The sequence below is a fragment of the Methylobacterium terrae genome, assembly GCF_003173755.1.
GTDB lineage: Bacteria > Pseudomonadota > Alphaproteobacteria > Rhizobiales > Beijerinckiaceae > Methylobacterium > Methylobacterium terrae.
Window position 1 is genome coordinate 1,530,796 of record NZ_CP029553.1, and the last position, 26,786, is coordinate 1,557,581.

Sequence of the window (26,786 nt, forward strand, 5' to 3'; positions counted from 1 at the left end):
GGCGGTCCCTTCCGGGATCGCATGGCGGGTCTGCGAAAGCCTCGCCAAGCTGGTGATATAGGGTGCAAGGTGCCTGCGCAGCCATGCCGGGTGCCTGAATTTTTTTGATTTTCAGGCCTCTTCGTGCTAGGTTCCTGATCGCCGTCGCTTTTCGTCCGACGTGCTGCCTTCGTCCACCGAGCGGGAATTTTTCGATGGGACGAGGCGGCATGCGATCAGCCGAGGTGGATCTTATCCGGTCCGCAGCGCGTTCGGACGTTCCTTAGCTATGGTTTGACAGGGACTGGCGGGCGGCCCTCGGGACGTCCGGCAGGCGCGTATTTTTCGCCGGGCGCCCTGACCCGGATGAACGATCCGGTCGCGGACATTGCCGCGAACGGTGACCTGGAGGCCTCCCCCGCATGACGACCGCCAAGAAGACGACAGCCGCCCGGCAGGGCTTCAAGACCGGCGAAGCGATCGTGTATCCGGCTCACGGCGTCGGCCGCATCACGGCCATCGAGGAGCAGGAGATCGCCGGGTACAAGCTCGAGCTGTTCGTGGTGTCGTTCGAGAAGGACAAGATGGTCCTGCGGGTCCCGACCGCCAAGGCGAACTCGGTCGGCATGCGCAAGCTCGCCGAGCCCGAGCTGGTCAAGAAGGCGCTCGACGTGCTCACCGGCCGCGCCCGGGTGAAGCGCACGATGTGGTCGCGCCGGGCCCAGGAATACGAGGCGAAGATCAATTCCGGCGACCTGATCGCCGTCACCGAGGTGGTGCGCGACCTCTTCCGCTCCGACGCCCAGCCCGAGCAGTCCTACTCCGAGCGTCAGCTCTACGAGGCCGCCCTCGACCGGGTGGTGCGCGAGATCGCGGCGGTCAACCGCATCACCGACACCGAGTCGCTCAAGCTCATCGAGCAGAGCCTCGCCAAGTCGCCGCGCCGCGCCAAGGGCGCCGAGGCCGAAGCCGAGGCCGACGGCGAGGATCTTCAGGACGAGGCCGAGGCCGCCTGAGCCTCCGCCCGCCCCCATCGAGACGAACGAGAGCCCGGCCGTTGCGCCGGGCTTTCGCGTTTTCAGGCTCCGCGCTCCCGAGACGCCGTTCCATGAGGCCCCACCAAGGCTGCCGCCACCGGTTCGGCCAAGGTCCGAATCCCGGTCGTCGTGCCCGCGAGGGGATCGCACCGCCGAGGATTTTTTCGCGGTGCGGGAACCGCGAGGCCGGTCGCGCCGTTGTCGCAGGCCTTGCGGTGTAACGGGCGCGCTCCATGTCGCGCACCGGCCTCATCGCGACACACAGCGCTCACCAAAGCGGCGGAGGCGGGGATGGCGGAAATCGCAGGCATACGTCGGCAGTTCGTACGAGTTGCGATGGATGCCCCCTTCCTCGAGCGGGAAGAAGAGCGCGGCCTCGCGGTGCGCTGGAAGGATTCGCGCGACGAGCAGGCCCTGCACCGCCTGATCTCCGCCCATATGCGCCTCGTGATCGCCCTGGCCGGGCGGTTTCGCCATTACGGCCTGCCGATGGCCGACCTCGTCCAGGAAGGCCATGTCGGCCTGATGGAGGCCGCCGCCCGCTTCGAGCCCGAGCGGGAGGTGCGCTTCTCGACCTACGCGACCTGGTGGATCCGGGCCTCGATCCAGGACTACATCCTGCGCAACTGGTCTATCGTCCGCGGCGGCACCTCGTCCGCCCAGAAGGCGCTGTTCTTCAATCTCCGGCGCCTGCGCGCCCGCCTGATGCAGTCGACCGACGAGCGCGTCGGCGACGAGATCCACCGCCGCATCGCCACCGCCATCGGCGTGTCCCGCGAGGATGTCGCCCTGATGGACGCCCGTCTCTCCGGTCCGGACATGTCCCTCAACGCCCCCGTGGGCGACGACGGCGAGGCCTCGGCCGAGCGGGTCGACTTCCTGGTCGATTCCTCGCCCCTGCCGGACGAGACCGTCTCGGAAGCCGTCGACGGCGAGCGCCGCCTGACCTGGCTGCGCCAGGCCCTCACCGTCCTGTCCGAGCGCGAGCTGCGCATCCTGCACGAACGGCGCCTCGCCGAGGATCAGGCTACCCTGGAGGCCCTGGGCCACCGCCTCGGCATCTCCAAGGAGCGCGTGCGCCAGATCGAGAACCGCGCCCTCGAGAAGCTCCGCCGCGCCCTTGCCGAGCGCTTCCCGCAATCGAATGCCGGCATGAACGCCTACGTCTGAGGCATCGTTCGACCGCCCCACGGCTTCGATCGTCTCCACGTCGCCCTGAGCCTGCGCAACGCGAGCCCGGGACGGACGCGGAGATGATCGAAGCCGTTCGATCGACGGATCGACGAGCAGGACGTCCGTCCGGCCGATCGGGTCCGGTCAGTCCGCGACCACGACCTCCACCACCGCCCTCTCCTCCGCCGCCCAGGCGAAGCGTGCCCCGTCACCCACGGTACGCGACGCGGCACGCAGCGACAGGCCCGCCCGCTTCAGCCGCCACCCCGATCCGTCCGGCATCAACCGGACCGAGTGCGGCTCTGCGACGAGTCCCTCCCCGGTCGCCTTCAGGCAGGCCTCCTTGACGGACCAGAATTCCAGCGCCCGGCGCGGCCGCGTGCCGGCGGGCAGGCCGCGATACTCCGCGAGTTCGGCCGGGTGCAGGAAGACCGGTGCCAGGCCGTCCCAATCGACCGGCCAGGCCGCTCCCTCGACGTCGACACCGATGCGGCCGGAGGTCGACACGCCGACCGCGACCCAGCCGGCGCCGTGGCTGAGATTGAGGTCGAGGCCCGGATGTCCGGGCAGGAACGGCCGGTCGCCGTCGTCCCGCGCGAGCACGATCCCGGCGGGATCGCGGCCGAGGAAGGGCGCGAGCAGGTGACGCAGCAGCCCGTGCGCCGCCTCGCGCTCGCGCCGGTCCTGGACCTGCCGGAAGCGGGCGATGCGGGCGGCCTCGTCAGGCGGCAGCTGCAGGCGCCCGGCCGGCAGGCGGACCACCCGGGCCGCCGGCGCCGCCACCGCCAGCGCGCCGCCCTCGAACGCGAGGGCCGGGAGCTGCGCCGGATGCTCCGCCCACTGGTCCATCGTGCCCGCCCCGCCTGCCGCTCCAACCGAGCTAAACCACGGCCGGGTAGCCGGCGTCACGCCTCCTGCAGCTCGTACAGGGCGGCGAGCTCGGCCTCGTCCAGGGTGACGCCGCGATGCATCAGCTGCTCGGCGAGGTGGCGCGACGCGAAGGCGATGAAGCTGCGGGTCTTGGCCGGGAGCAGCCGCGAGGTCGTCACGATGAAGACCGGGCTCGGGCTGCCCCGCCACTCCGGCAGTACCCGTTCGAGGCGGCCCGCCTCCACGTCCGGCTCGACGTCGATCGCCTGCAGGAGGGCGATGCCGTGCCCCGCGACCGCGAAGCGCCGGGCCATGCCCTGGCTGTTGCTCGACATGGTGCTGCCGACAGCGACCGACACCACCTCGTCGTCCCGCTCCAGCGGCCAGGCGCTCGACGCCGAAGGCTGGCCGACCAGCACCGCCCGGTGCCGCGCCAGGTCGGCCGGGGTCTCAGGTCGTCCGGCCCGGCCGAGGTAGTCGGGCGCCGCGAACAGGCCGTTCTCGAGCTCCGCCACCTTGCGGGTGATCATCGAGGTCTCCCGCGGCGCGCCGACGGCGAGCGCCAGATCGTAGCCGTCCTGGGCCAGGTCGACGAGGTGTGGCCAGAGGTCGAGATGTACCCGCACCTGGGCGTAGCGGGCCGAGAACTCCGCCGTGACGACCGAGAGGTGGTCCACGACCCAAGGATCCGGAGGCGCCGCGACCTTGAGCAGGCCGCTCGGCCCCTTCGCCTGGGCGATCAGCTCGTCGAAGGTGCGTTGCGCCTCCTCCACCAGCCGGGTCGCCTGCTCGTAATAGGCTTCCCCGTGCGGGGTGAGCACCAGCTTGCGGGTCGTCCGGTCGAGCAGGCGCAGGCCGATCGACGTTTCGAACTGGGTGATGCGCCGGGAGAGGGACGAGATCGGGACGTCGAGCGCCACAGCGGCCTGGCTGAAGCTCTTCCGTTTCGCGACCTCGACGAAGAGCGCCATGTCGCGAAGGACTTGCGGGTGGGCCAAGCGGGAACCTCCGGGCGACGGACGGGATGCGCAGCGCCGCGCTTCCCGCATCAGATCCTCTAGATGATAAGGTGCAACTCTAGATAAGGGAACTCCGCGACGTCCCTGCGTCAGCGTCCGCGCGAAAAACAATTTTTTCGAGGGCCCGCAACGCGGCGGCCCCGGTGGGGGAGCGGGCGGCTTGAACAACCCTGGCCTGCACAACCGCTCATACAACCGCCCGCTCCATCCATCGACGCGGCCGTGCCGCGCCCATCGTCTCGCGCCCGCGACCGCCCCGGTTGACGCAGGACGCCTTCGCGGGGCAACACCGCGGCGCCGACGCGGACGACGCGGCGTCGGCGGACCGGAGCCCCGCATGTCTCATCCCGTCTCGCCGCTCGCGCCCAAGCACCAGCCGGCGCTGCCGCCGATCGCCGGCGTGCGCCTCGCCACCGCGCAGGCCGGCATCCGCTATCGCGGCCGCACCGACGTGCTCCTCGTCCTGCTCGATCCGGGCACCCGGGCGGCCGGGGTCTTCACCCGCTCGAAATGCCCCTCGGCCGCGGTCGACTGGTGCCGCGAGACCCTGCGCGGCGGGCGCGAGGCCCGGGCGCTCGTGGTCAATTCCGGCAACGCCAACGCCTTCACGGGCCTGAAAGGACGCGACTCGGTGCGGCTGACCGCCGAGATCGCCGGCAAGGCGGCGGGCTGCGCGCCGGGCGAGGTCTTCATCGCCTCGACGGGCGTGATCGGCGAGCCGCTCGACGCCACCAAGTTCGACGGCGTGCTCGCCGAGTGCGCCGGCCGCACCGGCGCGGCCGCCGAGCGCTGGACCGAGGCCGCCAGCGCCATCATGACCACCGACACCTTCCCGAAGCTCGCCACCCGCCGGGTGCGGCTCGGCGAGGCCGAGGTGACGATCAACGGCATCGCCAAGGGCGCCGGCATGATCGCCCCCGACATGGCGACGATGCTCTCCTTCGTGTTCACCGACGCCGACCTGCCGACGGAGGTGCTGCAGGCGCTGCTCGCGAACGGCGTGGGCAAGAGCTTCAACTGCTGCACCGTCGACGGCGACACCTCGACCTCCGACACCCTGATGCTGTTTGCCACCGCCAAGGCCGGCAACGCCCCGGTGGCCTCCGCCGAGGATCCGGCGCTCGCCGGGTTCGCCGAGGCCCTCGACGACCTTCTGTGCGAACTCGCCCAGCTGGTCGCCCGCGACGGCGAGGGTGCGCGCAAGTTCGTCACCGTCGAGGTCGGCGGTGCGGCCGACGACGCCTCGGCCCACCGGATCGCGATGTCGATCGCCAACTCGCCGCTGGTGAAGACCGCGGTGGCGGGCGAGGACGCCAATTGGGGTCGCGTCGTGATGGCGGTCGGCAAGGCCGGCGAGCCCGCCGACCGCGACCGGCTGGCGATCTGGTTCGGCGACGTGCGCGTCGCGGTCGAGGGCGCCCGCGACGCCGGCTACGACGAGGAGGCGGCCTCGGCGGCGATGCGCGGCGACGCGGTGACGATCCGGGTCGATCTCGGCCTCGGCGCCGGCACCGCGCGGGTGTGGACCTGCGACCTCACCAAGGCCTACGTCGAGATCAACGGGGATTACCGCTCGTGAGGGCGGTCGCGGCAGGCCTTCTCGGGCTGCTCCTGGCGGGGCCCGCGCTTCTCCCGGCGGGGCCGGCCTCGGCGGAGGAAGCGCCCGGGCGGATCTCCGTCGTCGGGCGGGCGAGCCGCGAGGTCGCGCCCGACTTCGCCACCGTCGAGGTCGCGGTCGAGAGCCGCGGGGCGACGCCCGCCGCGGCCCTCGACCAGAACTCGACGGCCGCCCGCAAGGTCGCGGATCTCGCCGGAGAGTTCGGCATCCAGGGGCCGGACCTCGCCACGGCCGCCGTCTCCCTGCGCCCGGCGAGCAAGACCGTGCGCGAGCCCGGCGGCCAGATGAGGGACGTGCCCGACGGCTACCAGGCCACCAACGCGGTGAGCGTGCGGGTGCGCGACCTCAAGCGTCTCGGCGCCCTGATGCGGCGCCTCCTCGACGGCGGCGCCGACCGGATCGGCGGCGTCGCTTTCGGCCTCGCGGATCCCGGCCAGACCGAGAACGCGGTGCGGGCGGATGCGGTACGGGACGCGCGGCGTCAGGCCGAGACCCTGGCGGAGGCCGCCGGCACCCGCCTCGGCCGCCTCGAGAGCCTGGTCTCGCCGCCGCGGGAGGGGGCGCCGGCGCCGATGCACGCCCGCGCCTTCGCGGCCAAGGCCGGCGGCGTCGCCGTCCCGGTCGAGCCCGGCACCCTGACGGTCGAGGCCGCGGTCGAGGCCACCTACCTGGTTGCGCCCTGACGGGCGCGACCACCCTCCCCCAAGCGAGCCGACCCGCATGGCCGATCCCGTCAAGCTCCTCCTCGTGGTGGCGGTCGCCCTCGTCGATCCGGACGGGCGCGTGCTGCTGGCGCAGCGCCCGCCCGGCAAGCAGCTCGAAGGGCTCTGGGAGTTCCCGGGCGGCAAGATCGAGCCCGGCGAGCGGCCGGAGGAGACGCTGATCCGCGAACTGGCTGAAGAGCTCGGCATCGCCGTGAAGGCGGAGTGCCTCGCGCCCCTCACCTTCGCGAGCCATCCTTACGAGACCTTCCACCTCCTGATGCCGCTCTACGTCTGCCGGCGCTGGGAGGGCTTCGTGCAGTCGCGGGAGGGCCAGGCGCTCAAGTGGGTGCGCCCGCGCGACCTCGCGGGCTACCCGATGCCCCCGGCCGACCTGCCGCTTCTGCCGGCGATCGTCGACCTGCTGGGACCGTGACGCTCAGTCCGTGAACTCCTCGATCGCGTCGACCTTGCTCGGGTAGAATGCCAGATAGCCGGCGATCGCCGCGACCTTCGGGAACGGCGCCTCGTAGCTCCAGACCGCGTTCGCCCGCTCGACCCCGCCGGCGGTCAGCGAGTAGTAGCTCGCGTCGCCCTTGTGCGGGCAATGCGTGCGGTGCTCCGTGCGCTCCAGGAGGTCCATCTCGGCATCCTCCCGCGGGATGTACTGCACCGGCGCCATCGCGCCCTCGCGCGGGGTCAGCGCCCGGGTGGTCTCGGCGACGATCGTGCCGCCGAGCATCACGCGGATGCGGTGCGGGTTCGGCGTGATCGTGATGGAGGTGTCCGTCATGACGGCTCCTTGCGTTCGACGGTGCCGAGGGCGTCGGCCAGCCGCGCCTGGGCAGTCCCCGGCCGCAGCGGCTTCTGCTGGCTCTCGTGCGGCACCCAGCCCGAGAGCCAGATCATCTCGAAGGTCGCGCGCAGGCGCCCGTCCGGGTCGGCGAAGCGCTCGGCGTAGAGGCCGGCGGCCCGCATCAGGGTCTCGCGGCGTAGACGTCCGCGCCGCTCCCGCAACGCGTTGGTGAGCCCCATGGCGCGCAGGTCGCGCATCAGCCCGAAGGGATCGCCGTAGCGCACCGTCACGGTCTCGACGTCTGTCACCGGCAGGGCGAAGCCGGCGCGCTGGAGCAGGCCGCCGATGTCGCGCACCTCCGCGAACGGCGCGACCCGGGGACTGGCCCCGCCCTCGACCTCGCTCTCGGCCTGGGTGAGGACCTGACGCAGCTCCGTCAGGGTGCGCCCGCCGAGCAGGCAGCCGACGAACAGCCCGTCGGGCTTCAGCGACCGGCGCACCTGCACCAGGGCGCCCGGCAGGTCGTTGGCGTGCTGGAGCGCCATCAGCGACACCGCGAGGTCGAAACGCCGCTCGCCGAACGGCAGCGCCTCCGGATCGCCGACCGCGACCGCGACGCCGGGGCTTGCCGGCTCCGGAACCGGGGCGAGGCGCGCCACGCGGGCGGCGCGGCCGCTCGTCGCCAGCCAGGACGCGGCCGCCGGCACCGGGGTGCCGAGATCGAGGGCGTCCGGAAACTCCCGCAGCACCGCGCCGAGGCGGTCCGACAGGTCCTCGACCGCCCGCGCGACCAGGAAATCGGCGAAGCCGGCGCGGCGGGCCCGGGCGAGGCGCCGGCGGATCAGGGGGGTGTCGAACAGGAGCGGCGAGGACATCGCCCGCTAGATGGCGCGGCCGCCGCCCGCGCGCCAGAGGCTCCGCGACGATCGCACCTTGCCGAATCGTTCAGCGAATCGGGGTAAGGATGGCCCGTGACCCGCTTCCTTCTCCTCCTCCCCGTCCTGGCCCTCGTCGGCCCGGTTCCGCCCGGCCCGGCCCTCGCCGCCCCGGCGGCGCCCGCGCCCGCGGCCGAGAGCAAGGAGGAGACGGTCGAGCAGGCCCTGTGCCGGCTGATCGAGGGGGCGGCGCAATCCAAGGGGCTGCCGGTCGCCTTCCTGACCCGTCTGATCTGGCGCGAGAGCAGCTTCCGGCCCGGCGTGGTCAGCCGCGCGGGCGCGCAAGGGGTGGCGCAGTTCATGCCCGGCACGGCGCAGGAGCGCGGCCTCGCCGATCCGTTCGATCCCGAGCAAGCGATTCCGGCGGCGGCGCGCTTCCTCATCGACCTGCGCGGGCGCTTCGGCAATCTCGGCCTGGCGGCGGCGGCCTACAACGGCGGGCCGGGCCGGGTCTCCGCCTGGCTCGCCGGCACCGGCGGACTCCCGGCCGAGACCCGCGCCTACGTGGCGGCGATCACCGGGCGCAACGCCGAGGACTGGGCCGCCGCCGCCAGGGCGGAGCCGAGAAGCGACCTCTCCGAGCCGGAGGGGACGCGCTGCCTGCAGGTCACGGCGTCGCTGCGCATCCGCGGGCGCACCGAGACCTTCTTCGCCGAGACCGCCGCGGCCCTGGCACCCTGGGGCGTGCAGCTCGCCGGCAACTTCTCGAAGTCGATCGCGCTGGCGAGCTTCGGCCGCGCCCGCGACCGCTACGCCGCGATCCTCGGCGACGTGCGCCCGATGATCATCGGCACGCGGCTGCGCCATCGCGGCACCCGAGCCTTCTACCGCATCCGCGTGCCCTCGGAGACCCGCGCCAGCGCCGAGGCCCTGTGCACCCGCATCCGCGGCGTCGGCGGCGCCTGCATCGTGCTGAAAACCTGAGGTTGGGCAGCGTCACCCAAATGGGTGATGACAGGGGGCGACAGGCTTTGGATCGTTCACGAAGCGACATGGACGGAGCCATGGCGCGCAGTGGGCGAGCAGGGAGGGAGCCCCCATGACATTCGGCGACGGCGTACCCCGGTGGGCGCGCAGGCGGGTCGAGCGGCACTTGGCGCGTCACGGTGACGGCAAGGTGGTTCGCTGGATGACGTTCGAGACCGGGAACCGGCGCGTCAAGGCCGACGGGACGCCCGCCGAGATCGGCGGGAACGTCGTGCCCTTCGCCCGCAGGGCGCCCGCCACCGCGCCCGCCGACGCCCCTGCCCTCGACGCGACGGGCTCGTGATCCTTACCTTGAGTGAGGATGCGGACCCGGTGCTCCTGCGGGCACCGGGCCCGTCCGGTCAACCGCGCGGCTGGCCGATCCCGTCGAGGAGCGCGGCGAACCACGGCGCGCCCGGGTCGAAGGCCTTGCCCCCGCGGATGCGCGGGAACTCGATCGCCCGCAGCCGGCCTTCCCGCTCCTCGTCGTGGCCGATCACCCCGGAGACGCCGTTCAGGCCGCATTCGACCGCGAGGTCGACCATGCCCTGGATCAGCCGCAGGTCGTCCGGGTTCGGCGCCGCCGAGCGGCAGAAATGGCCCGACTTCAGCACCAGGGTCTTCTCCGCCCCGATCATGGGCGCGAAGCGGTCGGCGAACCACTTGCCGACGTTGATCGTGTCGATCTTGACGTGGCCGAAGGGATCGCGGCCCAGGACCTCGCCGCGGCCCTCGATCTCGGCCACGATCTCGTCGAGGCCCGCCCCCTCGCTCAGGAAGACCGTGACGCAGTCCTTGGCGTCGAGCCGACCTTTGAGCCGCGCGGCCTCCCGCTCGATGTCGAGGGGAAGTTCCGGCAGGTAGACCGCATCCACCTCCTTGTGCGCCCGGTCCGACCCGAATTCCGGCAGGAAGGCGGTGCGGTCGAGGCGCTCGCGGTAGGCGCGCGCCGTCGCGGCGGTGAGCCAGCCGCATTTGCGGCCCATGATCTCGTGGACGATCAGCATGCGCGGGTTGGCGCTCTGCTCGTTGACGATGTTCTCGGCGAAGATCGCGCCCTGCTCGGCGGCCGTCCAGGCGCCCAGCGTCTGGCGGATCGGCACCACGTCGTTGTCGATGGTCTTCGGCAGTCCGACCACCGTCAGCTGGTAGCCGTTGGCCTCGAGATAGGCCGCGAGGTCGGCCGCCGTGGTGTTGGTGTCGTCGCCGCCGATCGTGTGCAGCACCGTGACGCGATCGCGGACGAGCTGGTCGGCCGCCACCTTGAGCGGATCCTGCCCCTCCTTCACCAGGCCGCGCTTGACGCAATCCTCGACGTTGGTGAGCTTGATCCGGCTGTTGCCCAGGACTGAGCCGCCGTGGCGCAGGAGCACGTCCGCGCGGGCCCGCACCTCCGGGGTGACGGTCAGGTGGTCGCCGAGCAGCAGGCCCTTGTAGCCGCTGCGATAGCCGATGATCTCGGCCTCGGGCGCGAGGTCGGTGTAGCGGGCGATCAGCCCGCCGACCGCCGCCGACAGGCACGGCGCGAGGCCGCCGGCGGTGAGCATGGCGATCTTGATCGTGGACATCGTGGGCTCCGCGTTGCGCTGCGAAGCCCATAGTGGGCGGAACGGCCCGCGGGTCCAGCCCCGACCGTCGATCCGGCCCCGGCAGGCTCGGTCCGGCCCCCGGCAGCCTCAATCCTTGTCGAGGCTGAGGTCCGGCGCCTCGGGATTCTTCATGCCGACGACGTGGTAGCCGGCATCGACGTGCAGGATCTCGCCGGTCATGCCGCGCGACATGTCGGAGATCAGGTAGGCGGCGGTCTCGCCGACCTCGTCGATCGTCACGGTGCGCCGCAGGGGAGCGTTGTACTCGTTCCACTTCAGGATGTAGCGGAAATCGCCGATGCCGGAGGCGGCGAGCGTCTTGATCGGGCCGGCGGAGATCGCGTTGACGCGGATCTTCTGGGGGCCGAGATCGGCCGCGAGGTAGCGCACCGAGGCCTCGAGCGCCGCCTTGGCGACGCCCATGACGTTGTAGTGCGGCATCCACTTCTCGGCGCCGTAATAGGTCAGCGTCAGGAGCGAGCCGCCGTTCTTCATCAGCTTCTCGGCCCGCTGGGCGACCGCGGTGAACGAGTAGCAGGAGATCAGCAGCGACTTGGTGAAATTCGCCTCGCTGGTCTCGATGTAGCGGCCGGTCAGCTCGTCCTTGTCCGAGAAGGCGATGCAGTGGACGACGAAGTCGATCCCCTCGGGGAAGTGACGGCCGGTGGCCTCGAAGGCCGCATCGATCGAGGCCGGATCGGTGACGTCGCAATGGCCGACGACCGCGGCGTCGAGCTCGCGGGCCAGCGGCTCGACGCGCTTCCGCAGGGCTTCGCCCTGGTAGGTGAAGGCGAGCTCGGCACCGTGCTGGCGGGCGCTCTTGGCGATGCCCCAGGCGATCGAGCGGTTGTTGGCGACGCCGAGCACGAGGCCGCGCTTGCCGGCGAGAAGCCCGGTCTTCAGGGATGCGGCCTGCCCGTCATCCTGTACCTGTGCCCGGTTCGAGTCAGCCAGGTTCGAGTCAGCCATGAGTCACCCAAAGAACAGCCGCCACGGGGAACGCGCGGCGGCTGGTTGGACCCGGCCGTGCATGGCTCCCCAGCCGCTTCCTTAACCGACGCCCGCGGGAGACGGAAGTGCGCCGGCTCCGGGAATACCGCCCGCAGGGTCCGCCCGGCGCGTCGTCACCTCGCCGTCAGCTCGTGGCGGCGGCGGCGCGGCGCTTGCGGGCGAACTCGGTCAGGGCCTCGTCGGCGGCCGCCGGCAGGGTGACGGCGATGGTGGCGAGCAGGTCGCCGCGGGTGCCGTCCTTCTTCGGCAGGCCCTTGCCGCGCAGGCGGAAGACCCGGCCCGAGCTCGTCATCGGCGGAATCTTCATCTCGACCGCGCCGGTCAGCGTCTGGATCCGGATCGGCCCGCCCAGCACCGCGTCCTCGAGCGGGACCTCGGCGGAGGTGCGCAGGTCCACGCCCTCGACCTGGAAGCGGGGATCGGGCGCGACCCGGATGGTGAGCAGCGCGTCGCCCGGATCGGCGCCGTGGGCGCCCGGATAGCCGAGGCCGCGCAGGCGGATCACCTGCCCGTCGACCACGCCCTTGGGCACCACCGCGTCGACCTCGCGCCCGCTCGGCAGGCTGAGGCGGAGCTTCGCCTCCGAGGCGATCTGCTCGAGGGTGACCGTCAGCTCGGCGGCGACGTCCTCGCCCTTCTGGGGCGCGGCGCGCCCGGGCCCGCCGGCGGAGCGGAACGCCTCGCCGAACAGGTGCGAGAAGATGTCCTCGCCGAAGCCGCCGGCGCCACCGCCGGCCCCGCCCCGGGCGCGGGCCATCGATTCGAAGTCGAAGCCGCCGCCACCGCGGCCGGCGCCGCCGCCGAAGCCCTCGAAGCCGCCGGTGAAGCGGGGCTTGCCCTCGCCGTCGATCGCGCCGCGGTCGAACTGCTCGCGCTTCTTGGCGTCGCCCAGGATCTCGTAGGCCTGGTTGACCTCGGCGAAGCGGTCCTGCGCCTTGGCGTCGTTCTTGTTGCGGTCGGGGTGGTAGGCCTTGGCGAGCTTGCGGAAGGCTTTCTTGATCTCCGCCTCGTCGGCCGAACGGCTCACGCCGAGTACGTCGTAGGGGTTGCGCATGGCGATCCGATGGCGATTCGGGCGGTGGCACCCCGGAGCAGCGCGCTCCCGGGGCGACGTCGCCTCGTGAAAACAGGATGAGCCCTATCTGGCGACCGTGTTGCCGGATTGCAACGCCGGCCGCACCGGGAGACGGCAAAGTTACGTGACTTCCCGCGACGGCGCCACGTCCGCCTCTAACCCGGCTTCGCCGCCGCCTTCAGGCTCTTCAATTCCCAGGCGCCGCCCGACGGCCGGCAGCCGGTGCCGCGCACGAAGCGGTTGCCCGTCGGCCCGATCACCGAGGCGAGGAAGCCGCGGCAGATCTCGTCGTTCTTCACGAAGGGCAGCCCGGTCGGGTTGACCATGCCGCGCATGCCGGAATCCGGGTTGTCCCACTTCACCGGCTGGCCGTTGCCCTGCGGATCCAGGGCGACCCCGAGCGCCGCCTTGGCCCGGCGCCAATCCTCGCCGGAGAGGTCGGAGCCGAAGCTCTTCGGCGCCGCAGGCTCGATGCTGCCGGTGCTCTCGGGCTCCGGCGGGGCCGCGTCCACCTGCGGCGTGAACATGATGAGCGGCTGGCTGCAGCCGCCGATCGCCAGAACGCTCACCAGGGCGCTCGCCGCGAGGGCGAGGCCGAGCGTCACCGAACCGACTTTACACGCACCGCGACGCATTACACCTGTTCTCACGACCGGGCGGCCCGTCGCGACGCATGAGGATGCGACGCCGGCCCGCCCCCGGTTCCGGTTGTCACACTGGCGCATAGCCACTTGGGTAAGGACGATGCCGTGGACGGGTTAACGAAGGATGATTTCACCCAGAACCCGGATCCCTGGGCGCTGTTCCGGCAATGGTTTGCCGAGGCGCAAGCCTCCGAGCCGGAGGATCCGAACGCCATGGCGCTCGCGACCTGTGACGCCGACGGGCTGCCGGACGTGCGCATCGTGCTCCTGAAGGGCGTCGACGAGCGCGGATTCGTGTTCTACACCAACACCCTGTCGATGAAGGGGCTGGAGCTCGCGGACAACCCGCGCGCGGCCATCGTGCTGCACTGGAAGAGCCTGCGCCGCCAGGTGCGGGCCCGCGGCACGGTGACGAAAGTCGATGAGGCGGAAGCCGACGCCTACTACGCGACCCGCGCCCGCGACAGCCGCCTCGGCGCCTGGGCGAGCCGGCAGTCGCAGCCGCTCGACAGCCGCGAGACGCTGATCCGGGCGGTGGAGGAGGTCGGCGGCCGCTTCCCCGGCGAGGCCGTGCCGCGTCCCGCCCACTGGACCGGCTACCGGATCGCGCCCGTCACGATGGAGTTCTGGCAGGACGGCGCCTACCGCCTGCACGACCGGGTGCGCTTCACCCGCCGCGGCGGCGACTGGGAGGGGCAGCGCCTCTATCCGTGAGCGCGGCGGGGCGCGCGAGCTTTGCTGCGGCGCGGCGAGCCCTGGATTTCCGGGCCGCCGAGCCCTAACCTGACGGCTCTTCGCGCCCCTCCAAGACGGCGGCGCTCCGCACCGGACATCCCGAGGAACGGCCGTGGCCCATCCGTCGAACGAACGCCGCCGCGTGATGCTGCTCACCGGCGCGAGCCGGGGCATCGGCCACGCCACCGTGAAGCGCTTCTCGGCGGCGGGCTGGCGCGTCATCACCTGCTCGCGCCACGCCTTCCCGGAGAACTGCCCGTGGGAGATGGGGCCGGAGGACCACCTGCAGGTCGACCTCGCAGACCCCGAGGACACCGTCCGCGCGGTCCAGGAGGTGGCCGGGCGGCTCGAGGCCGAGGGCGGCCTCCTGCACGCGCTCGTCAACAATGCCGGCATCTCGCCGAAAGGATCGGGCGGCGCGCGGCTCGGCGCCATCGACACCCCGTTCTCCGACTGGCAGCGGGTGTTCCAGGTCAATTTCTTCGCCCCCATCCTGCTCGCCCGCGGCCTGTGCGGCGAGCTGACCCGGGCGCGCGGCTCGATCGTCAACGTGACGTCGATCGCGGGCTCGCGCGTCCACCCCTTCGCGGGGGCGGCCTACGCCACCTCGAAGGCGGCGCTCGCCGGCCTCACCCGCGAGATGGCCTCCGATTTCGGGCCGCTCGGCGTGCGGGTGAACGCCATCTCGCCCGGCGAGATCGACACCTCGATCCTGTCGCCCGGCACCGACAAGCTGGTGGCGCAGATCCCGCAGCGGCGGCTCGGCACCCCCGACGAGGTCGCCAAGGCGATCTACTTCCTCTGCACCGAGGCCTCGTCCTACGTGAACGGCGCCGAGCTGCACATCAACGGCGGCCAGCATGTCTGAGCGGGCGGCGCGCGCGCTCGCCCGCGGCTGCCTCGCCGCCCTTCTCGTCGCCTCGCCCGCCGCCGCCGAGCCGCGCGTCACCCTGCTCGACCTGCCGTTCCGGGTGACGCAGCTGCGCGACGCGGGCAGCGAGGCGGCTTTGTCGGTCGCGACCGCCGGCCTGCCGCAGCTGCCCCGCACGCCCGGCCCGATCGCCGTCGCCTGGGGCGAGACCGGTGCGGCCGTGCTCATGCTCTCGGGCGATCGCGTGACGGTCGTCCCGCTCTCCCTCGACGCGATCGAGGGGCTGACCGCCGGCGAGACGCCGAAGGGAGCCCTGCCGGGCTCGCGCCGGGTTCTGTCCGGTCCCGTCAGCGCCTACCTGTCGGGTCCGGCGACCGGGCCGGACGGGCGCCCGGGCGCCGCCGGCGTGACTTTGCGCGAGCGCCAGAAGGTGTCGATGAGCGCCGACCCGAAGCCGGTGCCGGTCGCGACCGCGACGGTGCCGCCGGGCGCCGGTGCGGCCTTCGCCCCCGACACCCTGCGGCCGGTCGAGATCGACGGGTCCCTCGCCCTGCTGGCGCTGAGCGAGCACCCGGAGGGCACGCGCCTCGCGCTGATCGGGCGTCAGGACGGGGCCTGGCGGGTGCGGGCCGAGACCCCGGCCGAACCCGGACGGGCGAGCCTCGCGGCCGAGTGGCCCGGCGCCCGCCCCGGGGCCGTGCTGGTGCGCGGCGACGCGGGCCGGCTCGAACACTGGAGCCTCGCCGGCGGCAAGCTTGCGCAGCAGGCGGCGGGCGGCCGGAGCGCCGACGGCGGGGGCTTCTCCGCCCCCGGCGCCGCCGTGGCGGACGGCGAGGTTGTGCTGGCGACCCGCGACCGCGGCGCCCTCGCCTACGTCTCGCTCAACGACCTCGCCGAGCGTGCGCGGGCGGCCCTGCCGGCGCCCGTCGGCGCCGGCCTCGCGGTCCTCGGATCCGGGCGCGGCGCCCAGGTGGTCGTGGCGCTGGCCGACGGGCGCCTGGCGGTCGTGCATGACGGCGGCGCGCGGCCGTGAGCGGGACCGGGACCGACGATACGGGTCTGCGCCGCCGCTATCCCGTGCGCCCCTTCGTCGCCGCCTCCGCGGCGGTGGTGCGCGACGGACGCGTGCTGCTCGCCGCCCGCGGCCAGGCGCCGATGCGCGGGATCTACACCCTGCCGGGCGGCCAGGTGGAACCGGGCGAGACCCTGGCCGAGGCCGCCCTGCGCGAATTGCACGAGGAGGTCGGGGTGGTGGCCGAGGTGGTCGCGGGCTTGACGCCCCTCGAGGTGATCGAGCGCGACGCGCAGGGCGCGGTGCTGCACCATTTCGTGATCCACCCCCACGCCGCCCGCTGGCTCTCCGGCGAGCCGACGACCGGGCCGGAGGCCCTCGACCTGCGCTGGGTGACGCCCGACGAGGCGCGCGCGCTGCCGACCACCCGGGGCCTGCACGCGGTGATCGCGCAGGCCCTGGCGGCGATGGACCGCAGCGGGGTGGGAGATGTGGTGGGAGATGCCGCGGGCGACGCGACGGGAGGCGAGGCATGAGGCGCGTCGCGATCCTGGCGGCCTGCCTGCTCGCCGCGGCGCCGGCCCTTGCCCAGACCCGGCCGCGGCCCGCCACCCGGGGGGCCGAGACCAAGCCCGCCGAGAGGGAGGCTCCCGCCCCGCCGCCGGACGCGCCCGCGCCCTACGACCGCGACCTCCTGCGCCTGTCGGAGATCATCGGCTCGCTGAGCTTCCTGCGCGAGCTGTGCGGCAATCCCGACGCGCCGGAATGGCCGGCGCGGATGAGGGCCCTGCTCGATTCCGAGGGCACCAGCCCGGGGCGGCGCGACCGCCTCGCCGGGGCCTACAACCGCGGCTACGGCGGCTACGCCGTGACCTACCGCGTCTGCACGCCGTCGGCGGTCGAGGCCGCGACCCGCTACATCGCGGAGGGCGAGCGCCTGTCGGTCACTCTGGCCGGTCGGTTCGGCGGCTGAGGGCGCCGTGTTGCGGGTGCGCCACAGGCTTGGCACCCGCGTCGAGGCGAGGGGCATTCTCGCTTCGCCGTTAACCTCTTCGCAATTCCTTGCTGGCCCGGGGCCGGCCGAAACCCTATGAATCCGTCATCACCCGAGGCCGCTGCGGACCCGAGACCGCCGTTCTCCCCCCAGAGACTCGATCTCAAGGCTGTCGATGACCGATTTCGAAACCCACGACCCCGCGCTCGACTCCGACCAGGAGGCGAAGCGCGTCGCCCTGAGCTACGTCTCGGAGGCCTTCGCGGAAGGTTGCCTGGACGGGATCGACGGCGACTGCATGGCCCAGGCCGCCCTGTTCGCGGCCTTCCAGGAGCTGGTCCAGACTTACGGCGAGGAAGCCACCGCCCGCTACGCCGAGGGCTTCCCCGAGCGCATCCGGAGCGGCACCTACACGGTGCGCCCGCAAGGCCGGCATTGACGATCCGATCGCCCGGTCCCGCCCACCGACGGGCGGGATCGGGCGATCGGGACCCTTGACGCCGCCCGCGCGTTCGCCGGGCATGACCTTTCACGATCCCGCCCCCACTCGCACGGCCCGTCTCTGGCGCCCGCGCCGGGTCGTCATCACCGCGGCGGCGCGGGAGCACGCCCACGGGCGGGCGATCGCCGCGCGCGCCGAGGCGCTGGGCCTCACCGTCGAGGCCCTGCCGGGCAACCGCCTCACCGGCCTGCGCCATCCCGATCCGCGCCGCGCCTACATCGAGGCCAAGAACACCCTCGCGGTGGTGGTGGCGCCGCCGACCAAGCTGAAGCTGCAGCCGATCCCGCCGAGCGCCGACTGGCGCGTCGACCTCGCCGAGGGCTGCCCGGCCCATTGCCAGTACTGCTACCTCGCCGGCTCGCTGTCGGGACCGCCGGTGACCCGGGTCTACGCCAACCTACCCGAGATCCTGGACAACCTCGCGTCCTACCTCGGCCAGGGCGGCGTCACCTCGGCGAGCGCCGAGCGCGCGCACGAGGGCACGACCTTCGAGGCGTCCTGCTACACCGACCCCCTCGGCATCGAGCACCTGACCGGCTCGCTCTCCGCGGCGATCCGGCATTTCGGCGCCTGGGACGCCCCGGTCGCCCTGCGCGCCACCACGAAGTTCGCCGCGGTGGAGCCGCTGCTCGGCTTGGGGCACGGGCGCCGCACCCGCCTGCGCTTCTCGGTCAACGCCGCGGCGGCCGCCCGCTACGAGGGCGGCACCGCGCCGTTGCGCGACCGCCTCGCCGCGATGGGGGCGGTGGCACGCGCCGGCTACCCGGTCGGGCTCACGGTGGCGCCGATCCTCCCCGTGCCGGAGTGGCGCGAGGCCTACGCGGCCCTGTTCGCCGAGGCCGCAGCCGTGCTCGACGGCGTGCGCGACCTCGACCTCACGGCGGAGCTCATCACCCACCGCTTCACCCCCGGCTCGAAGGAGGTGCTGGAGGGCTGGTATCCCGGCTCCGACCTGCCGATGCGGGAGGACGAGCGCAGCCGCAAGCTCACCAAGTTCGGCTCGGTGAAGTACGTGTTTCCCGCCGAACTGATGCGGGAGATGAGGCAGTGCCTGACGCGGGAACTGGCGGAGCGGCTGCCGGCGGCGCGGGTGCTCTACTGGACGTAGAGCACCGAGGCGCGGAGCACGCCTATTCCTGTGGCTCGAACCCCATCGCCGCGCCGTTCATGCAGTAGCGCAGGCCGGTCGGAGCCGGGCCGTCGTCGAAGACGTGGCCGAGATGGCCCTTGCAGCGGGCGCAGTGCACCTCGGTGCGGGTCATGAAGAACGAACGATCGCTCTGCGTCTCCACCGCACCGTCGAGGGGCGCGTAGAAGCTCGGCCAGCCAGAGCCCGACTCGTACTTCGTCTCGGACTCGAACAGCGGCTGGCCGCAGCCGGCGCACACGAAGGTGCCGGCGCGCTTCTCGTGGTTGAGCGGGCTGGTGCCGGGGCGCTCGGTGCCGTGCTCGCGCAGCACGCGGTACTGCTCGGGCGTCAGCTCCCGGCGCCACTCCGTCTCGGTACGGGTCTCGGCAGCGTCGGTCTCGTGTCCGGCCATCGGGGCCTCTCCTGATGATTCCCTGGTTCCCAAGGCCCCAAGATGGTGGTGGGCGCGGCATCTGGCGAGATGCTGCGGCGCTGCGCGCAGCCCGGCGGCTGCGCAGAGCAACACCGCCACGGGCCTTCGCGATCCGGCCCGGGCGCGCCATACTCGGGCCGTGCGGGAGCGAGGCCGGCATGTCAGATCACCAGCACAGCGGCCCGATCGTCGTCTACGACGGGCAATGCGGCTTGTGCTCGCATCTCGTGCGCTTCGTCCTGTGGGCGGATGGCGACGGCAGGCGGCATCGGTTCGCCTCGTCGCAATCGATCACCGGGCGCGCATGCTACGCCGGGCTCCCGGACGGACTCGGCCCGGACGAGACCTTCCTGTACGTTGCCGATGGCGCCGTCCTGACGAAGAGCAGGGCCGTCCTCGCCCTCGCGGCCGGCCTCGGGCAACCCTGGCGCGGGCTCGCCCGCGTGCTCGGGCTCGTGCCCGGCCGCCTCCTCGATGTCTGGTACGACAAGGTCGCCCGCCATCGCTACCGCATCTGGGGCCGGCACGACCATTGCCCGCGCCCCCCGCGGGACCGGGAGACGAGGTTCCTCGCGTGACGTCGCCGCTTCCGGACCCTGCCCCTCCGCCCTATCCCTACGGTCCCGATCCGCTCCTGCCGGCCTGGGGCAGCGTCAAGGCGCGAGCCCTCGCCGTCCTGGCGCTGCTCGGGGCGGGTCTCGGCGGCGGGATCGGCGCCGCCGCCGGGGCGCCGGTGAACGAGATCGCGCTCCTCGCGGTTCTGCCGGGAATCCTGGCCTTCACCCTCGCCTTCGCACCGGAGCCCGCGACGCGGCTCGGTACGATGGCCAAGGACCTCCTCTGCCTCGGCACCGCCGCGGCGCCCCTGTGCGGCACCGGCATCCACTACGCCGTCGCGGCGGTGCCGGTCCTCCTCGCCGTCGCGGTCGTCCTGGACCGGCAGCTGCCGCCGGGCCTGCGGGTTCCCGCCCGCTATCGCCGCATGCGAGGGGGACCCCCGCGATGATCGCGAGCCTGACGGGTCTCGACCTCGCGACCGCCGTCGCCTGGGAGCGCACCGCCCTCCTCCTGCTGCCCGTGCTGCTGGCGGCAGGCCTGACCCTGGGATGTCGGCCGACGCCGCGCGAGGCCTCGGCCGCGATGCTGGCCTTCCTCTGGCAGGTACCGGCCTTGCTCGCCCTCAACCTCCTGGCCCGGGAGGCCGGCTGGTGGTCCTTTCCCGGGACCGACGGCCCCCGGGTGCTCGGCCTGCCCGTCGACATCTGGATCGGCTGGGCGTTCCTGTGGGGACCGGCGGCGGCCCTCATCGAGATGCGCGCCGGCCTTCCCGCCCTGCTGGCCGGGGCGGCCCTTCTCGATGCGGTCACGATGCCGCTCCTCGACAGCGTCGCGCTGTCCGACGGCTGGTACGCGGGGGAGCCCGTCTGCCTGGCCGCCGGCCTGCTGCCGGGACTGCTCCTCGCCCGCTGGACCCGCCGCGATGTCCGTCCGCTCGCCCGCACCCTGGTGCATGCCGGCGGCTGGGGGCTCTACATGCTGTTCGCCTTGCCGGCCGTCGCGCTCACGGTCGAGGGCGGGGACTGGACGGCTGCCCTCCACCTGCCAGCGGGACCGCTCGGGTGGCTCGGCCTCGCGGCGGCGCTGCTCTGCCTCCTGGCGGGTGCCGCGGCGGCGTTCGAGTTCGCGACGGTCGGGCAAGGAACGCCGGTCCCGGTCGATCCGCCGAAGCGGGTGGTGATGTCCGGTCCCTACGCCTACATCGCCAACCCGATGCAGGTGACCTCGGCGGTCGTGATGGCGCTGCAGGCCGCGCAGTACCGCTCGCCGGCGCTCGCCGGCGTGACCGTCGCGTTCCTGCTCTTCGATGCGGTCTACGCGGCGCATTACAACCGGGTCCACATCGCCCGGGCCATGCCGCGGGACTGGGCCGCCTACAAGGCGGCGGTGCCGGATTGGCGCGTCCGATGGCGCCCCTACCGGCCCGGAACCCCGACGGTGATCGCCCGCACCGGCGACGAGGCGCGGCGCAGGATCGCCGCAGGCTTCGCGCTCGATGCCGGGATCGCGCTCCGGCGCCGACGGGCCGGCGGCGCCGGGCGCCTGGTCTTCTCCTGTGCCGAGACCGGCATCCGCGCGCGGGGGATCGCCGCCCTCTCCCGCATCCTCGAGCGGCGCAGCCTGCCCTGGGCCGTCCTGGCCTGGACGATGCGGATGCCGCTCGTCCTGCCGCTGCTCCAGGCCGCGACCTACGCGAGCATCCGGGGGATCGTACTCGTCCGCGGCGGCGCGGCCGCACCGCATCGGCCGTCCTCGCACGCGCGCTGATCCCGCTTCCGAACGGGTTCCTCCGGAAGCGGGATCGGCCGGGCCTTCCATCGGAACCGCGCTGAATGGCACGGCTCCGGCGCGGACTCACGCCGGCGCCCCGACCGTGTCGGCCATCCGCGCCCGGCGGGCGCCCATCGGCTCCTCGGGCCCGGTCGTGGTGTCGCGGGCGGTCTGGTGCTCGAGCTCCGCGTTGATCTCGCCGCCGAGCAGCACGATCGTGGACGAGATCCAGATCCAGGTCATGAAGCCGATCGCGGCGCCGAGCGAGCCGTAGGTCTCGTTGTAGCTGCCGAAATGCGCGACGTACCAGGAGAAGCCGATCGAGGCGACGAGCCACACCACCCCGGCGGTGATGCTGCCGGGGGTGACCCAGCGCCAGCGCGGCAGGTCGCGGCTCGGGCCGTAGCGGTAGAGGAGCGCCAGCACGAGGAGCAGGACCGCGAGCAGGGCCGGCCAGCGCAGGAGCGCGATGTACCAGGCCGTCGGGCTGATCCGGATGCCGAACGTGCCGAGGAAGTTCAGTGCCACCGGCAGCACCACGATGCAGCCGATCGCCACGATGACGAAGACCAGCGCCCCGAAGGTGAACGTGAGCGAGCGCAGGTTGAGCTGGATGAAGCTGCGCTTCTCCTCCTCCTCGTAGACGATGTTGAGCGCGTCGAACATCGCCTTCATGCCGGCATTGGCGCTCCACAGCGAGATCGCGAGGCTGGTGAAGAAGGTGATGCCGAGCGTGGTGCCGCCCTTGGCGGTGATGCGCTTGACCTGGTCGCCGATGATCTCGAGCGCGCCCGACGGCAGCACGCCCTGGAGCAGGGACAGGTGGTCGTTGATGGTGCTCGGATCGGTGAACAGCCCGTAGAGCGAGACCAGAGCCGCCACGGCCGGGAAGATGGCGAGCAGGGTGTAGAAGGTCACGCCGGCCGCCACCGACAGCACCCGGTCCTTCTGGAACTCGAGGTAGACGCGGTAGAGCACGTCCTTCCAGCCCTTGGCCGGGATCTCGGTCGGCGTCTCGGCCTTGCGGCCGCGGTCGCCCTCCGTCTCGGCGACCCACTGGGCCGGGCGGCCGGAATACGACTTGGCGCCGCCGCCGAGATGCCGGGTCGGGTCTGGGGCGGCGTCCTGCACGCCGTCGGGCCGGCGCGCGGTGACGAGGCGCACCAGGGCGAGGCCGAGGAAGACGGTCCACAGGGTCGAGGTCACGCCGGACGAGGCGGGACCGGAGCGGGGTTCGGGCGGCATCACGGCACCGGGGGGAAGGAGGATCGTCGGGGCGCGCCCGCAAGCGTGAGCGCTCCCGATCACAACGTCGCGTCCCGGGGGTCGTTCCGAGTCGATGAAAGCGCCGCAAGGTCAAGGGGTTGACCCGGGTCAGGGTCAGGCCGCCGCGCTCCCCCCCGGCAGGCTGCGGATCAGCTCCGAGAATCGGTCGCCCTGTACCAGCACGTGGGCGCGCAGGCGCTCGCCGGCCAGCGCCTCGTCGCCGGCCAGGATCGCCTCCACCGCCCCCTCGTGCTCGGCGAGCGACTGGCGCAGCCGGTTGCGGACCCGGAGCTGGATGCGCCGGAACGGCGCCAGGCGCCGGCTCAAGCCGAGCGCCTGCTCGTACAGGAAGCCGTTCTGCGAGGCCCGGTAGATCACCGCGTGGAAGACCGCGTTCTCGGCGTAGTACGCCTCGGTGTCGCTCCCGGCGGCGGCCGCCCGGCAGGATTCGAGCGCCGCGATGAGATCGCGCTGGTGCGCGTCGGTGAGCCGTCTCGCGGCCAGGCGCCCGCAGGCGGCCTCGAGCTCCGCCATGGTCTCGAACATCTCGATCAGCCGCGCCGGCTCCGGCGTGCTCACCACCGCCCCGCGGCGCGGCTTGACCTCGATCAGGCCGGTGACGGCGAGCTGCAGCAGCGCCTCGCGGATCGGGGTGCGCGAGACCCCGAACCGGGCCGCGAGCTGGACCTCGTCGAGCCGGTCCCCGGGCCGCAGGACCCCGTCGACGATCTCGTCCTCGATCGTGCGCCGCAACCGCTGGGCGTGGCTCAGGGTGCCTGGTTCGTTGCGCATGGCCATGGCGCCTTCCTCCGCACGGCGCATCCGGTACCGACTTCCGCGGAATATGCACGACGGTTGACAAAATATACAAGATAGGAGTCTTTTCCAAATGAGCCGCGGCGCGCCACGTCCGCCCGCCGCGCTCCAACGACAGAAGCGGAGCCGAACGGCCCCCTCCGGAGGAAACCCCATGGCCTTCACCCGTCGTTCCCGCTTGAGCCGTCGTTCCCTCTTGGGCGCCGGCCTCGCCGCCCCCGCGCTGATCGGCCTCGGGCGCGCCGCGCAGGCCGCCACGGTCCTGAAGCTGTCGCACCAGTTCCCGGGTGGCACGATCGACGAGGGCGATTTCCGCGATCGGATGTGCCGCAAGTTCGCCGCCGCGGTGAAGGAGCGCTCGAAGGGGGCGGTCGAGGTCCAGGTCTATCCCGGCTCGTCGCTGATGAAGACCAACGCCCAGTTCAGCGCGATGCGAAAGGGCGCGCTCGACATGAGCCTCTACCCGCTGCCCTACGCCGGCGGCGAGGTGCCGGAGACCAATATCGGGCTGATGCCGGCGCTCGTGACCTCCTACCCGCAGGCGATGGCCTGGAAGGCGGCCCCGGTCGGCCGCAAGCTCACCGAGATCCTGCTGTCGAAGAACATCGTGCTGGTATCCTGGGTCTGGCAGGCGGGGGGCGTGGCGAGCCGCGAGCGCCCGCTCGTGCGGCCCGAGGACGCCAAGGGCCTGAAGGTCCGCGGCGGCTCGCGCGAGATGGACCTGATGATGAAGGCCGCCGGCGCCGCGACGCTCAGCCTGCCCTCGAACGAATCGTACGCGGCGATGCAGACCGGGGCCTGCGACGCCGTCATCACCTCCTCGACCAGCCTGATCTCGTTCCGGCTCGAGGAATTGTCGAAGTCGCTGACCTCGGGCCGCGGCCGCTCGTACTGGTTCATGCTCGAGCCGATCATGATGTCGAAGACCGTGTTCGACGGCCTGCCGAAGGATCATCGGGACCTGATCATGGCGGTCGGGGCCGAGATCGAATCCTTCGGCCAGGAGGGTGCGCAAGCCGACGACACCCGGGTCGAGCAGATCTTCTCCAAGGCCGGCGCCAAGGTCGAGGGGCTCGACGAGGCGACGCTCGGCCGCTGGCGCGACATCGCCCGCGACTCCGCCTGGAAGGACTACGCGGCGAAGTCGTCGTCCTGCGCCGAGATGCTCAAGCTCGCGGAGGCGGTCGCGTGAGCCACGCCTTCGACGCGGCCTCCGCCGCCGCGGAGCCGGAGCGCGCCGCCGCGAGAGCCCGCCTGCCCGGACCCCTCGCGGCGATCGAGGCCGCGATGGGCGGCCTCAACCGGCTGATCCTGCTCATGGGCGGGCTCGCCCTCGTCGCCGCCTGCCTGGTGCTGAGCTACAGCGTCGTCGTCCGCTACTTCCTGAAGATCCCGACGGAGTGGCAGGACGAGACGGCGGTGTTCCTGATCGTCGGCGCCACCTTCCTGTCGGCGGCGGGCGTGCAGGCGCGGCGCGGCCACGTCGCCATCGAGGCGCTGACCGGGCTCCTGACGCCGCGGGCGAACCGCGCTCGCCTGATCGTCGCCGACGTGGTCAGCCTCGGCTTCGTCGGCTTCTTCGCCTGGAAGAGCTGGACGCTCCTGCACGAGGCCTGGGTCGACGGGCAAATCTCGCAATCGACCTGGGGCCCGCCGCTCTGGATCCCCTACTCGCTGATGGCGCTCGGCATGACGCTGCTCTCCCTGCAGTTCCTGCTCCAGATCGCGGAAGCCGTCGCCCGCGGGCCGCAGGCCGCCGGCTTCGCCGATCCGAAGATCGGCCTCGGGCCCGACCTCGAACGCGCCAAGAAGCAGGACGGCAAGAAGCAGGACGGGAAGGAATCCGCCCGATGAGCACCGCGATCATCGGCACGCTCTACGCGGGCGCGACCCTCGGGGCGATGCTCGCCGGCATTCCGATCGCCTTCGCGCTCGGCGCGGTGGCGCTCGTCTTCATGCTGGCCTTCATGCCCGGCGCCTCCCTCGATACGGTGGCGCAGAACGTCTACGAGGAGATGGCCTCGATCACGCTCCTGTCGATCCCGCTCTTCATCCTGAAGGGCGCGGCGATCGGCCGGTCGAAGGCGGGCCAGGACCTCTACTCGGCGATGCATGCCTGGATGCACAGGATCCCGGGGGGTCTCGGCATCGCCAACGTCTTCGCCTGCGCGCTGTTCGCCGCCATGGCGGGGTCGAGCCCGGCGACCTGCTCGGCGATCGGCTCGGCCGGCATCCCGGAGATGCGAAGGCGCGGCTATTCCGGGGGCTTTGCCGCCGGCATCATCGCGGCGGGCGGCACGCTCGGCATCCTGCTGCCGCCCTCCATCACCATGATCCTCTACGCGGTCGCGGCCGAGCAGTCGCTCGGGCGGCTGTTCCTCGCCGGCATCGGACCGGGGCTGCTGCTGGTCCTGCTGTTCGCCGCCTACGCCGCCTGGCGCTTCCGGCGCGAATTCGCGATGGCGCGCGCGGCCTACGTCACCGGCGGGCCGGAGCACCCGATCCTGGCGCAGGACCGCTACTCGATGGCGGAGCGCTTCTCGACCCTGCCGCGGGTGCTGCCCTTCGTGGTGCTGCTCACCGGCGTGATGGTGGCGCTCTACGGCGGCTACGCCACGCCCTCCGAGACCGCCGGCCTCGGCGGCCTCCTGGCGCTGGCGCTGATCGCGGCGATCTACGGCGTGTGGCGGGCCCGGGACGTGAGCCCGATCCTGGTCGCGACCTTGCGCGAATCCACCATGCTGATGCTGATCATCGGCATGTCGCTGCTCTACGCCTACGTGATGAGCTACCTCCACATCTCGCAGGCGGCGGCCGCCGCGATCGTGGCGATGCATCTCTCGCCCTGGCTCCTGCTGCTGACCATCCTGCTCCTGGTGGTGGGCCTCGGCTTCTTCCTGCCGCCGGTCTCGATCATCCTGATGACGGCGCCGATCATCCTGCCGCCGCTCAGGGAGGCCGGCTTCGATCTCGTCTGGTTCGGCGTCGTGATGACGATCACCATGGAGATGGGGCTGATCCACCCGCCAGTCGGCCTCAACATCTTCGTCATCAAGAACATCGCCCCCGACATCCCCCTCTCCGACATCATCTGGGGCACCCTGCCCTTCGTGATCCTGATGGCCGTGGCGATCCTGGTCCTCTGCGTCGTTCCCGGCATCGCCCTCTGGCTGCCGGATCTGCTCTTGCCCTCGACCAAGTAGAGGCGTCACCATGGCCCGGACGGCTCCCGACCGCGACGCGCGACGGCGCCGCCCCTCCCTCTCCGCTGCCCGGGCGGAGCCCAA

31 protein-coding genes are annotated in these 26,786 nt (G+C 72.4%); 20 read left to right on the top strand and 11 right to left on the bottom strand.

Annotated features, from left to right (window positions below):
• The first annotated feature begins 401 nt into the window (after positions 1-401).
• Both DK419_RS06845 and DK419_RS06850 read left to right on the top strand, forming a co-directional pair.
• On the top strand, positions 402-995 hold the full coding sequence (locus DK419_RS06845; RefSeq protein ID WP_109958414.1) for a CarD family transcriptional regulator: 594 nt from the start codon (positions 402-404) through the stop codon (positions 993-995).
• A 312-nt stretch (positions 996-1,307) separates the two neighbouring features.
• Positions 1,308-2,186, top strand: a complete 879-nt coding sequence (locus DK419_RS06850; RefSeq protein ID WP_109958415.1) for an RNA polymerase factor sigma-32 — start codon at positions 1,308-1,310, stop codon at positions 2,184-2,186.
• 147 nt (positions 2,187-2,333) lie between these two features.
• Here DK419_RS06850 and DK419_RS06855 read toward each other — a convergent pair whose 3' ends face one another.
• Entirely contained in the window at positions 2,334-3,038 is a 705-nt protein-coding gene (locus DK419_RS06855; protein WP_109958416.1) for a 4'-phosphopantetheinyl transferase family protein, read from the bottom strand.
• Between the two features lie 56 nt (positions 3,039-3,094).
• Positions 3,095-4,057, bottom strand: a complete 963-nt coding sequence (locus tag DK419_RS06860) for a LysR family transcriptional regulator (RefSeq protein ID WP_109958417.1) — start codon at positions 4,055-4,057, stop codon at positions 3,095-3,097.
• Between the two features lie 358 nt (positions 4,058-4,415).
• On the opposite strand from DK419_RS06860, the gene argJ reads away from it, so the two are divergent.
• Genes argJ through DK419_RS06875 form a run of 3 tightly spaced genes read left to right on the top strand, consistent with a single transcriptional unit; the run spans position 4,416 to position 6,833 of the window.
• On the top strand, positions 4,416-5,657 hold the full coding sequence (gene argJ, locus DK419_RS06865; RefSeq protein ID WP_109958418.1) for a bifunctional glutamate N-acetyltransferase/amino-acid acetyltransferase ArgJ: 1,242 nt from the start codon (positions 4,416-4,418) through the stop codon (positions 5,655-5,657).
• Positions 5,654-6,379 (top strand): SIMPL domain-containing protein, encoded by a 726-nt coding sequence (locus tag DK419_RS06870; protein WP_208642294.1) that lies wholly within the window; start codon positions 5,654-5,656, stop codon positions 6,377-6,379. The genes argJ and DK419_RS06870 overlap by 4 nt, the downstream gene beginning before the upstream one ends.
• Before the next feature lie 37 nt (positions 6,380-6,416).
• Positions 6,417-6,833 (top strand): (deoxy)nucleoside triphosphate pyrophosphohydrolase, encoded by a 417-nt coding sequence (locus tag DK419_RS06875; protein ID WP_109958419.1) that lies wholly within the window; start codon positions 6,417-6,419, stop codon positions 6,831-6,833.
• 3 nt (positions 6,834-6,836) lie between these two features.
• Here DK419_RS06875 and DK419_RS06880 read toward each other — a convergent pair whose 3' ends face one another.
• Together DK419_RS06880 and DK419_RS06885 are read right to left on the bottom strand one after the other, a co-directional pair.
• Positions 6,837-7,190, bottom strand: a complete 354-nt coding sequence (locus tag DK419_RS06880) for a DUF427 domain-containing protein (RefSeq protein WP_109958420.1) — start codon at positions 7,188-7,190, stop codon at positions 6,837-6,839.
• Positions 7,187-8,068 carry a methyltransferase domain-containing protein gene (locus DK419_RS06885; protein ID WP_109958421.1) on the bottom strand — a complete coding sequence of 294 codons (882 nt, stop codon included), beginning with the start codon at positions 8,066-8,068 and terminating at the stop codon, positions 7,187-7,189. Before DK419_RS06885 ends, DK419_RS06880 begins: the two co-directional genes overlap by 4 nt.
• A gap of 96 nt (positions 8,069-8,164) precedes the next feature.
• Here DK419_RS06885 and DK419_RS06890 point away from each other — a divergent pair, with 96 nt between their 5' ends.
• Both DK419_RS06890 and DK419_RS28540 read left to right on the top strand, forming a co-directional pair.
• On the top strand, positions 8,165-9,052 hold the full coding sequence (locus DK419_RS06890) for a lytic transglycosylase domain-containing protein (protein ID WP_109958422.1): 888 nt from the start codon (positions 8,165-8,167) through the stop codon (positions 9,050-9,052).
• A 205-nt stretch (positions 9,053-9,257) separates the two neighbouring features.
• Entirely contained in the window at positions 9,258-9,398 is a 141-nt protein-coding gene (locus DK419_RS28540; protein WP_162561163.1) for a hypothetical protein, read from the top strand.
• A 58-nt stretch (positions 9,399-9,456) separates the two neighbouring features.
• Here the strand turns inward: DK419_RS28540 and DK419_RS06900 are convergent, their stop codons facing one another.
• The 4 genes from DK419_RS06900 to DK419_RS06915 form a co-directional block, all read right to left on the bottom strand.
• Entirely contained in the window at positions 9,457-10,662 is a 1,206-nt protein-coding gene (locus DK419_RS06900) for a pyrophosphate--fructose-6-phosphate 1-phosphotransferase (RefSeq protein WP_109958424.1), read from the bottom strand.
• A gap of 108 nt (positions 10,663-10,770) precedes the next feature.
• Complete coding sequence (fabI, locus tag DK419_RS06905) at positions 10,771-11,637, bottom strand: enoyl-ACP reductase FabI (RefSeq protein ID WP_109962166.1); 867 nt, start codon at positions 11,635-11,637, stop codon at positions 10,771-10,773.
• A 181-nt stretch (positions 11,638-11,818) separates the two neighbouring features.
• On the bottom strand, positions 11,819-12,748 hold the full coding sequence (locus tag DK419_RS06910) for a DnaJ C-terminal domain-containing protein (protein ID WP_109958425.1): 930 nt from the start codon (positions 12,746-12,748) through the stop codon (positions 11,819-11,821).
• A 176-nt stretch (positions 12,749-12,924) separates the two neighbouring features.
• Positions 12,925-13,404, bottom strand: a complete 480-nt coding sequence (locus tag DK419_RS06915) for an RT0821/Lpp0805 family surface protein (RefSeq protein WP_109958426.1) — start codon at positions 13,402-13,404, stop codon at positions 12,925-12,927.
• A gap of 114 nt (positions 13,405-13,518) precedes the next feature.
• Here DK419_RS06915 and pdxH point away from each other — a divergent pair, with 114 nt between their 5' ends.
• The 7 genes from pdxH (at position 13,519) to DK419_RS06950 (ending at position 18,635) form a co-directional block, all read left to right on the top strand.
• Entirely contained in the window at positions 13,519-14,127 is a 609-nt protein-coding gene (pdxH, locus tag DK419_RS06920) for a pyridoxamine 5'-phosphate oxidase (protein WP_109958427.1), read from the top strand.
• A 166-nt stretch (positions 14,128-14,293) separates the two neighbouring features.
• Positions 14,294-15,016 carry an SDR family NAD(P)-dependent oxidoreductase gene (locus DK419_RS06925; RefSeq protein ID WP_109962167.1) on the top strand — a complete coding sequence of 241 codons (723 nt, stop codon included), beginning with the start codon at positions 14,294-14,296 and terminating at the stop codon, positions 15,014-15,016.
• Entirely contained in the window at positions 15,009-16,052 is a 1,044-nt protein-coding gene (locus tag DK419_RS06930) for a hypothetical protein (RefSeq protein WP_109958428.1), read from the top strand. Before DK419_RS06925 ends, DK419_RS06930 begins: the two co-directional genes overlap by 8 nt.
• Positions 16,049-16,567, top strand: coding sequence for an NUDIX hydrolase (locus DK419_RS06935; RefSeq protein ID WP_245442859.1), 519 nt, complete (start codon positions 16,049-16,051; stop codon positions 16,565-16,567). The genes DK419_RS06930 and DK419_RS06935 overlap by 4 nt, the downstream gene beginning before the upstream one ends.
• On the top strand, positions 16,564-17,004 hold the full coding sequence (locus DK419_RS06940) for a TIGR02301 family protein (RefSeq protein WP_109958429.1): 441 nt from the start codon (positions 16,564-16,566) through the stop codon (positions 17,002-17,004). The genes DK419_RS06935 and DK419_RS06940 overlap by 4 nt, the downstream gene beginning before the upstream one ends.
• 196 nt (positions 17,005-17,200) lie before the next feature.
• Positions 17,201-17,464 carry a hypothetical protein gene (locus DK419_RS06945; protein ID WP_109958430.1) on the top strand — a complete coding sequence of 88 codons (264 nt, stop codon included), beginning with the start codon at positions 17,201-17,203 and terminating at the stop codon, positions 17,462-17,464.
• A gap of 82 nt (positions 17,465-17,546) precedes the next feature.
• On the top strand, positions 17,547-18,635 hold the full coding sequence (locus DK419_RS06950) for an SPL family radical SAM protein (RefSeq protein ID WP_109958431.1): 1,089 nt from the start codon (positions 17,547-17,549) through the stop codon (positions 18,633-18,635).
• A gap of 22 nt (positions 18,636-18,657) precedes the next feature.
• On the opposite strand, the gene msrB is transcribed toward DK419_RS06950, so the two are convergent.
• A complete protein-coding gene (gene msrB, locus DK419_RS06955; protein WP_109958432.1) occupies positions 18,658-19,068 on the bottom strand; it encodes a peptide-methionine (R)-S-oxide reductase MsrB in 411 nt (136 codons plus the stop codon).
• Positions 19,069-19,247: 179 nt separating this feature from the next.
• Between msrB and DK419_RS06960 the strand changes: the two genes are divergently transcribed.
• From DK419_RS06960 to DK419_RS06970, 3 genes are read left to right on the top strand one after another with little or no spacing between them, the layout of a single operon-like run.
• Positions 19,248-19,667: a thiol-disulfide oxidoreductase DCC family protein gene (locus tag DK419_RS06960; protein WP_162561164.1), complete on the top strand. Its 420-nt coding sequence runs from the start codon at positions 19,248-19,250 to the stop codon at positions 19,665-19,667.
• Positions 19,664-20,095 carry a hypothetical protein gene (locus DK419_RS06965; RefSeq protein ID WP_109958434.1) on the top strand — a complete coding sequence of 144 codons (432 nt, stop codon included), beginning with the start codon at positions 19,664-19,666 and terminating at the stop codon, positions 20,093-20,095. The genes DK419_RS06960 and DK419_RS06965 overlap by 4 nt, the downstream gene beginning before the upstream one ends.
• A complete protein-coding gene (locus DK419_RS06970; protein WP_109958435.1) occupies positions 20,092-21,414 on the top strand; it encodes a hypothetical protein in 1,323 nt (440 codons plus the stop codon). Before DK419_RS06965 ends, DK419_RS06970 begins: the two co-directional genes overlap by 4 nt.
• Before the next feature lie 87 nt (positions 21,415-21,501).
• On the opposite strand, the gene DK419_RS06975 is transcribed toward DK419_RS06970, so the two are convergent.
• The gene (locus DK419_RS06975) at positions 21,502-22,662 is read right to left on the bottom strand and encodes a YihY/virulence factor BrkB family protein (protein ID WP_109958436.1); all 1,161 of its coding nucleotides are present in this window, start codon (positions 22,660-22,662) and stop codon (positions 21,502-21,504) included.
• Between the two features lie 135 nt (positions 22,663-22,797).
• Entirely contained in the window at positions 22,798-23,454 is a 657-nt protein-coding gene (locus DK419_RS06980) for a GntR family transcriptional regulator (protein WP_109962169.1), read from the bottom strand.
• Positions 23,455-23,653: 199 nt separating this feature from the next.
• Between DK419_RS06980 and dctP the strand changes: the two genes are divergently transcribed.
• Genes dctP through DK419_RS06995 form a run of 3 tightly spaced genes read left to right on the top strand, consistent with a single transcriptional unit; the run spans position 23,654 to position 26,702 of the window.
• Positions 23,654-24,691, top strand: a complete 1,038-nt coding sequence (dctP, locus tag DK419_RS06985) for a TRAP transporter substrate-binding protein DctP (protein WP_109958437.1) — start codon at positions 23,654-23,656, stop codon at positions 24,689-24,691.
• Positions 24,688-25,353 carry a TRAP transporter small permease gene (locus tag DK419_RS06990; protein WP_109958438.1) on the top strand — a complete coding sequence of 222 codons (666 nt, stop codon included), beginning with the start codon at positions 24,688-24,690 and terminating at the stop codon, positions 25,351-25,353. The genes dctP and DK419_RS06990 overlap by 4 nt, the downstream gene beginning before the upstream one ends.
• A complete protein-coding gene (locus DK419_RS06995) occupies positions 25,350-26,702 on the top strand; it encodes a TRAP transporter large permease (RefSeq protein ID WP_109958439.1) in 1,353 nt (450 codons plus the stop codon). Before DK419_RS06990 ends, DK419_RS06995 begins: the two co-directional genes overlap by 4 nt.
• Positions 26,703-26,786: the final 84 nt, after the last annotated feature.

Coding starts and splice junctions, on each gene's coding strand:
- DK419_RS06845 (WP_109958414.1), top strand. CDS start 402: ATGACGACCGCCAAGAAGACGACAGCCGCCCGGCAGGGCTTCAAGACC.
- DK419_RS06850 (WP_109958415.1), top strand. CDS start 1,308: ATGGCGGAAATCGCAGGCATACGTCGGCAGTTCGTACGAGTTGCGATG.
- DK419_RS06855 (WP_109958416.1), bottom strand. CDS start 3,038: ATGGACCAGTGGGCGGAGCATCCGGCGCAGCTCCCGGCCCTCGCGTTC.
- argJ (WP_109958418.1), top strand. CDS start 4,416: ATGTCTCATCCCGTCTCGCCGCTCGCGCCCAAGCACCAGCCGGCGCTG.
- DK419_RS06875 (WP_109958419.1), top strand. CDS start 6,417: ATGGCCGATCCCGTCAAGCTCCTCCTCGTGGTGGCGGTCGCCCTCGTC.
- DK419_RS06880 (WP_109958420.1), bottom strand. CDS start 7,190: ATGACGGACACCTCCATCACGATCACGCCGAACCCGCACCGCATCCGC.
- DK419_RS06885 (WP_109958421.1), bottom strand. CDS start 8,068: ATGTCCTCGCCGCTCCTGTTCGACACCCCCCTGATCCGCCGGCGCCTC.
- DK419_RS28540 (WP_162561163.1), top strand. CDS start 9,258: ATGACGTTCGAGACCGGGAACCGGCGCGTCAAGGCCGACGGGACGCCC.
- DK419_RS06900 (WP_109958424.1), bottom strand. CDS start 10,662: ATGTCCACGATCAAGATCGCCATGCTCACCGCCGGCGGCCTCGCGCCG.
- DK419_RS06910 (WP_109958425.1), bottom strand. CDS start 12,748: ATGCGCAACCCCTACGACGTACTCGGCGTGAGCCGTTCGGCCGACGAG.
- DK419_RS06915 (WP_109958426.1), bottom strand. CDS start 13,404: ATGCGTCGCGGTGCGTGTAAAGTCGGTTCGGTGACGCTCGGCCTCGCC.
- DK419_RS06925 (WP_109962167.1), top strand. CDS start 14,294: ATGCTGCTCACCGGCGCGAGCCGGGGCATCGGCCACGCCACCGTGAAG.
- DK419_RS06930 (WP_109958428.1), top strand. CDS start 15,009: ATGTCTGAGCGGGCGGCGCGCGCGCTCGCCCGCGGCTGCCTCGCCGCC.
- DK419_RS06940 (WP_109958429.1), top strand. CDS start 16,564: ATGAGGCGCGTCGCGATCCTGGCGGCCTGCCTGCTCGCCGCGGCGCCG.
- DK419_RS06945 (WP_109958430.1), top strand. CDS start 17,201: ATGACCGATTTCGAAACCCACGACCCCGCGCTCGACTCCGACCAGGAG.
- DK419_RS06950 (WP_109958431.1), top strand. CDS start 17,547: ATGACCTTTCACGATCCCGCCCCCACTCGCACGGCCCGTCTCTGGCGC.
- msrB (WP_109958432.1), bottom strand. CDS start 19,068: ATGGCCGGACACGAGACCGACGCTGCCGAGACCCGTACCGAGACGGAG.
- DK419_RS06960 (WP_162561164.1), top strand. CDS start 19,248: ATGTCAGATCACCAGCACAGCGGCCCGATCGTCGTCTACGACGGGCAA.
- DK419_RS06970 (WP_109958435.1), top strand. CDS start 20,092: ATGATCGCGAGCCTGACGGGTCTCGACCTCGCGACCGCCGTCGCCTGG.
- DK419_RS06975 (WP_109958436.1), bottom strand. CDS start 22,662: ATGCCGCCCGAACCCCGCTCCGGTCCCGCCTCGTCCGGCGTGACCTCG.
- dctP (WP_109958437.1), top strand. CDS start 23,654: ATGGCCTTCACCCGTCGTTCCCGCTTGAGCCGTCGTTCCCTCTTGGGC.
- DK419_RS06995 (WP_109958439.1), top strand. CDS start 25,350: ATGAGCACCGCGATCATCGGCACGCTCTACGCGGGCGCGACCCTCGGG.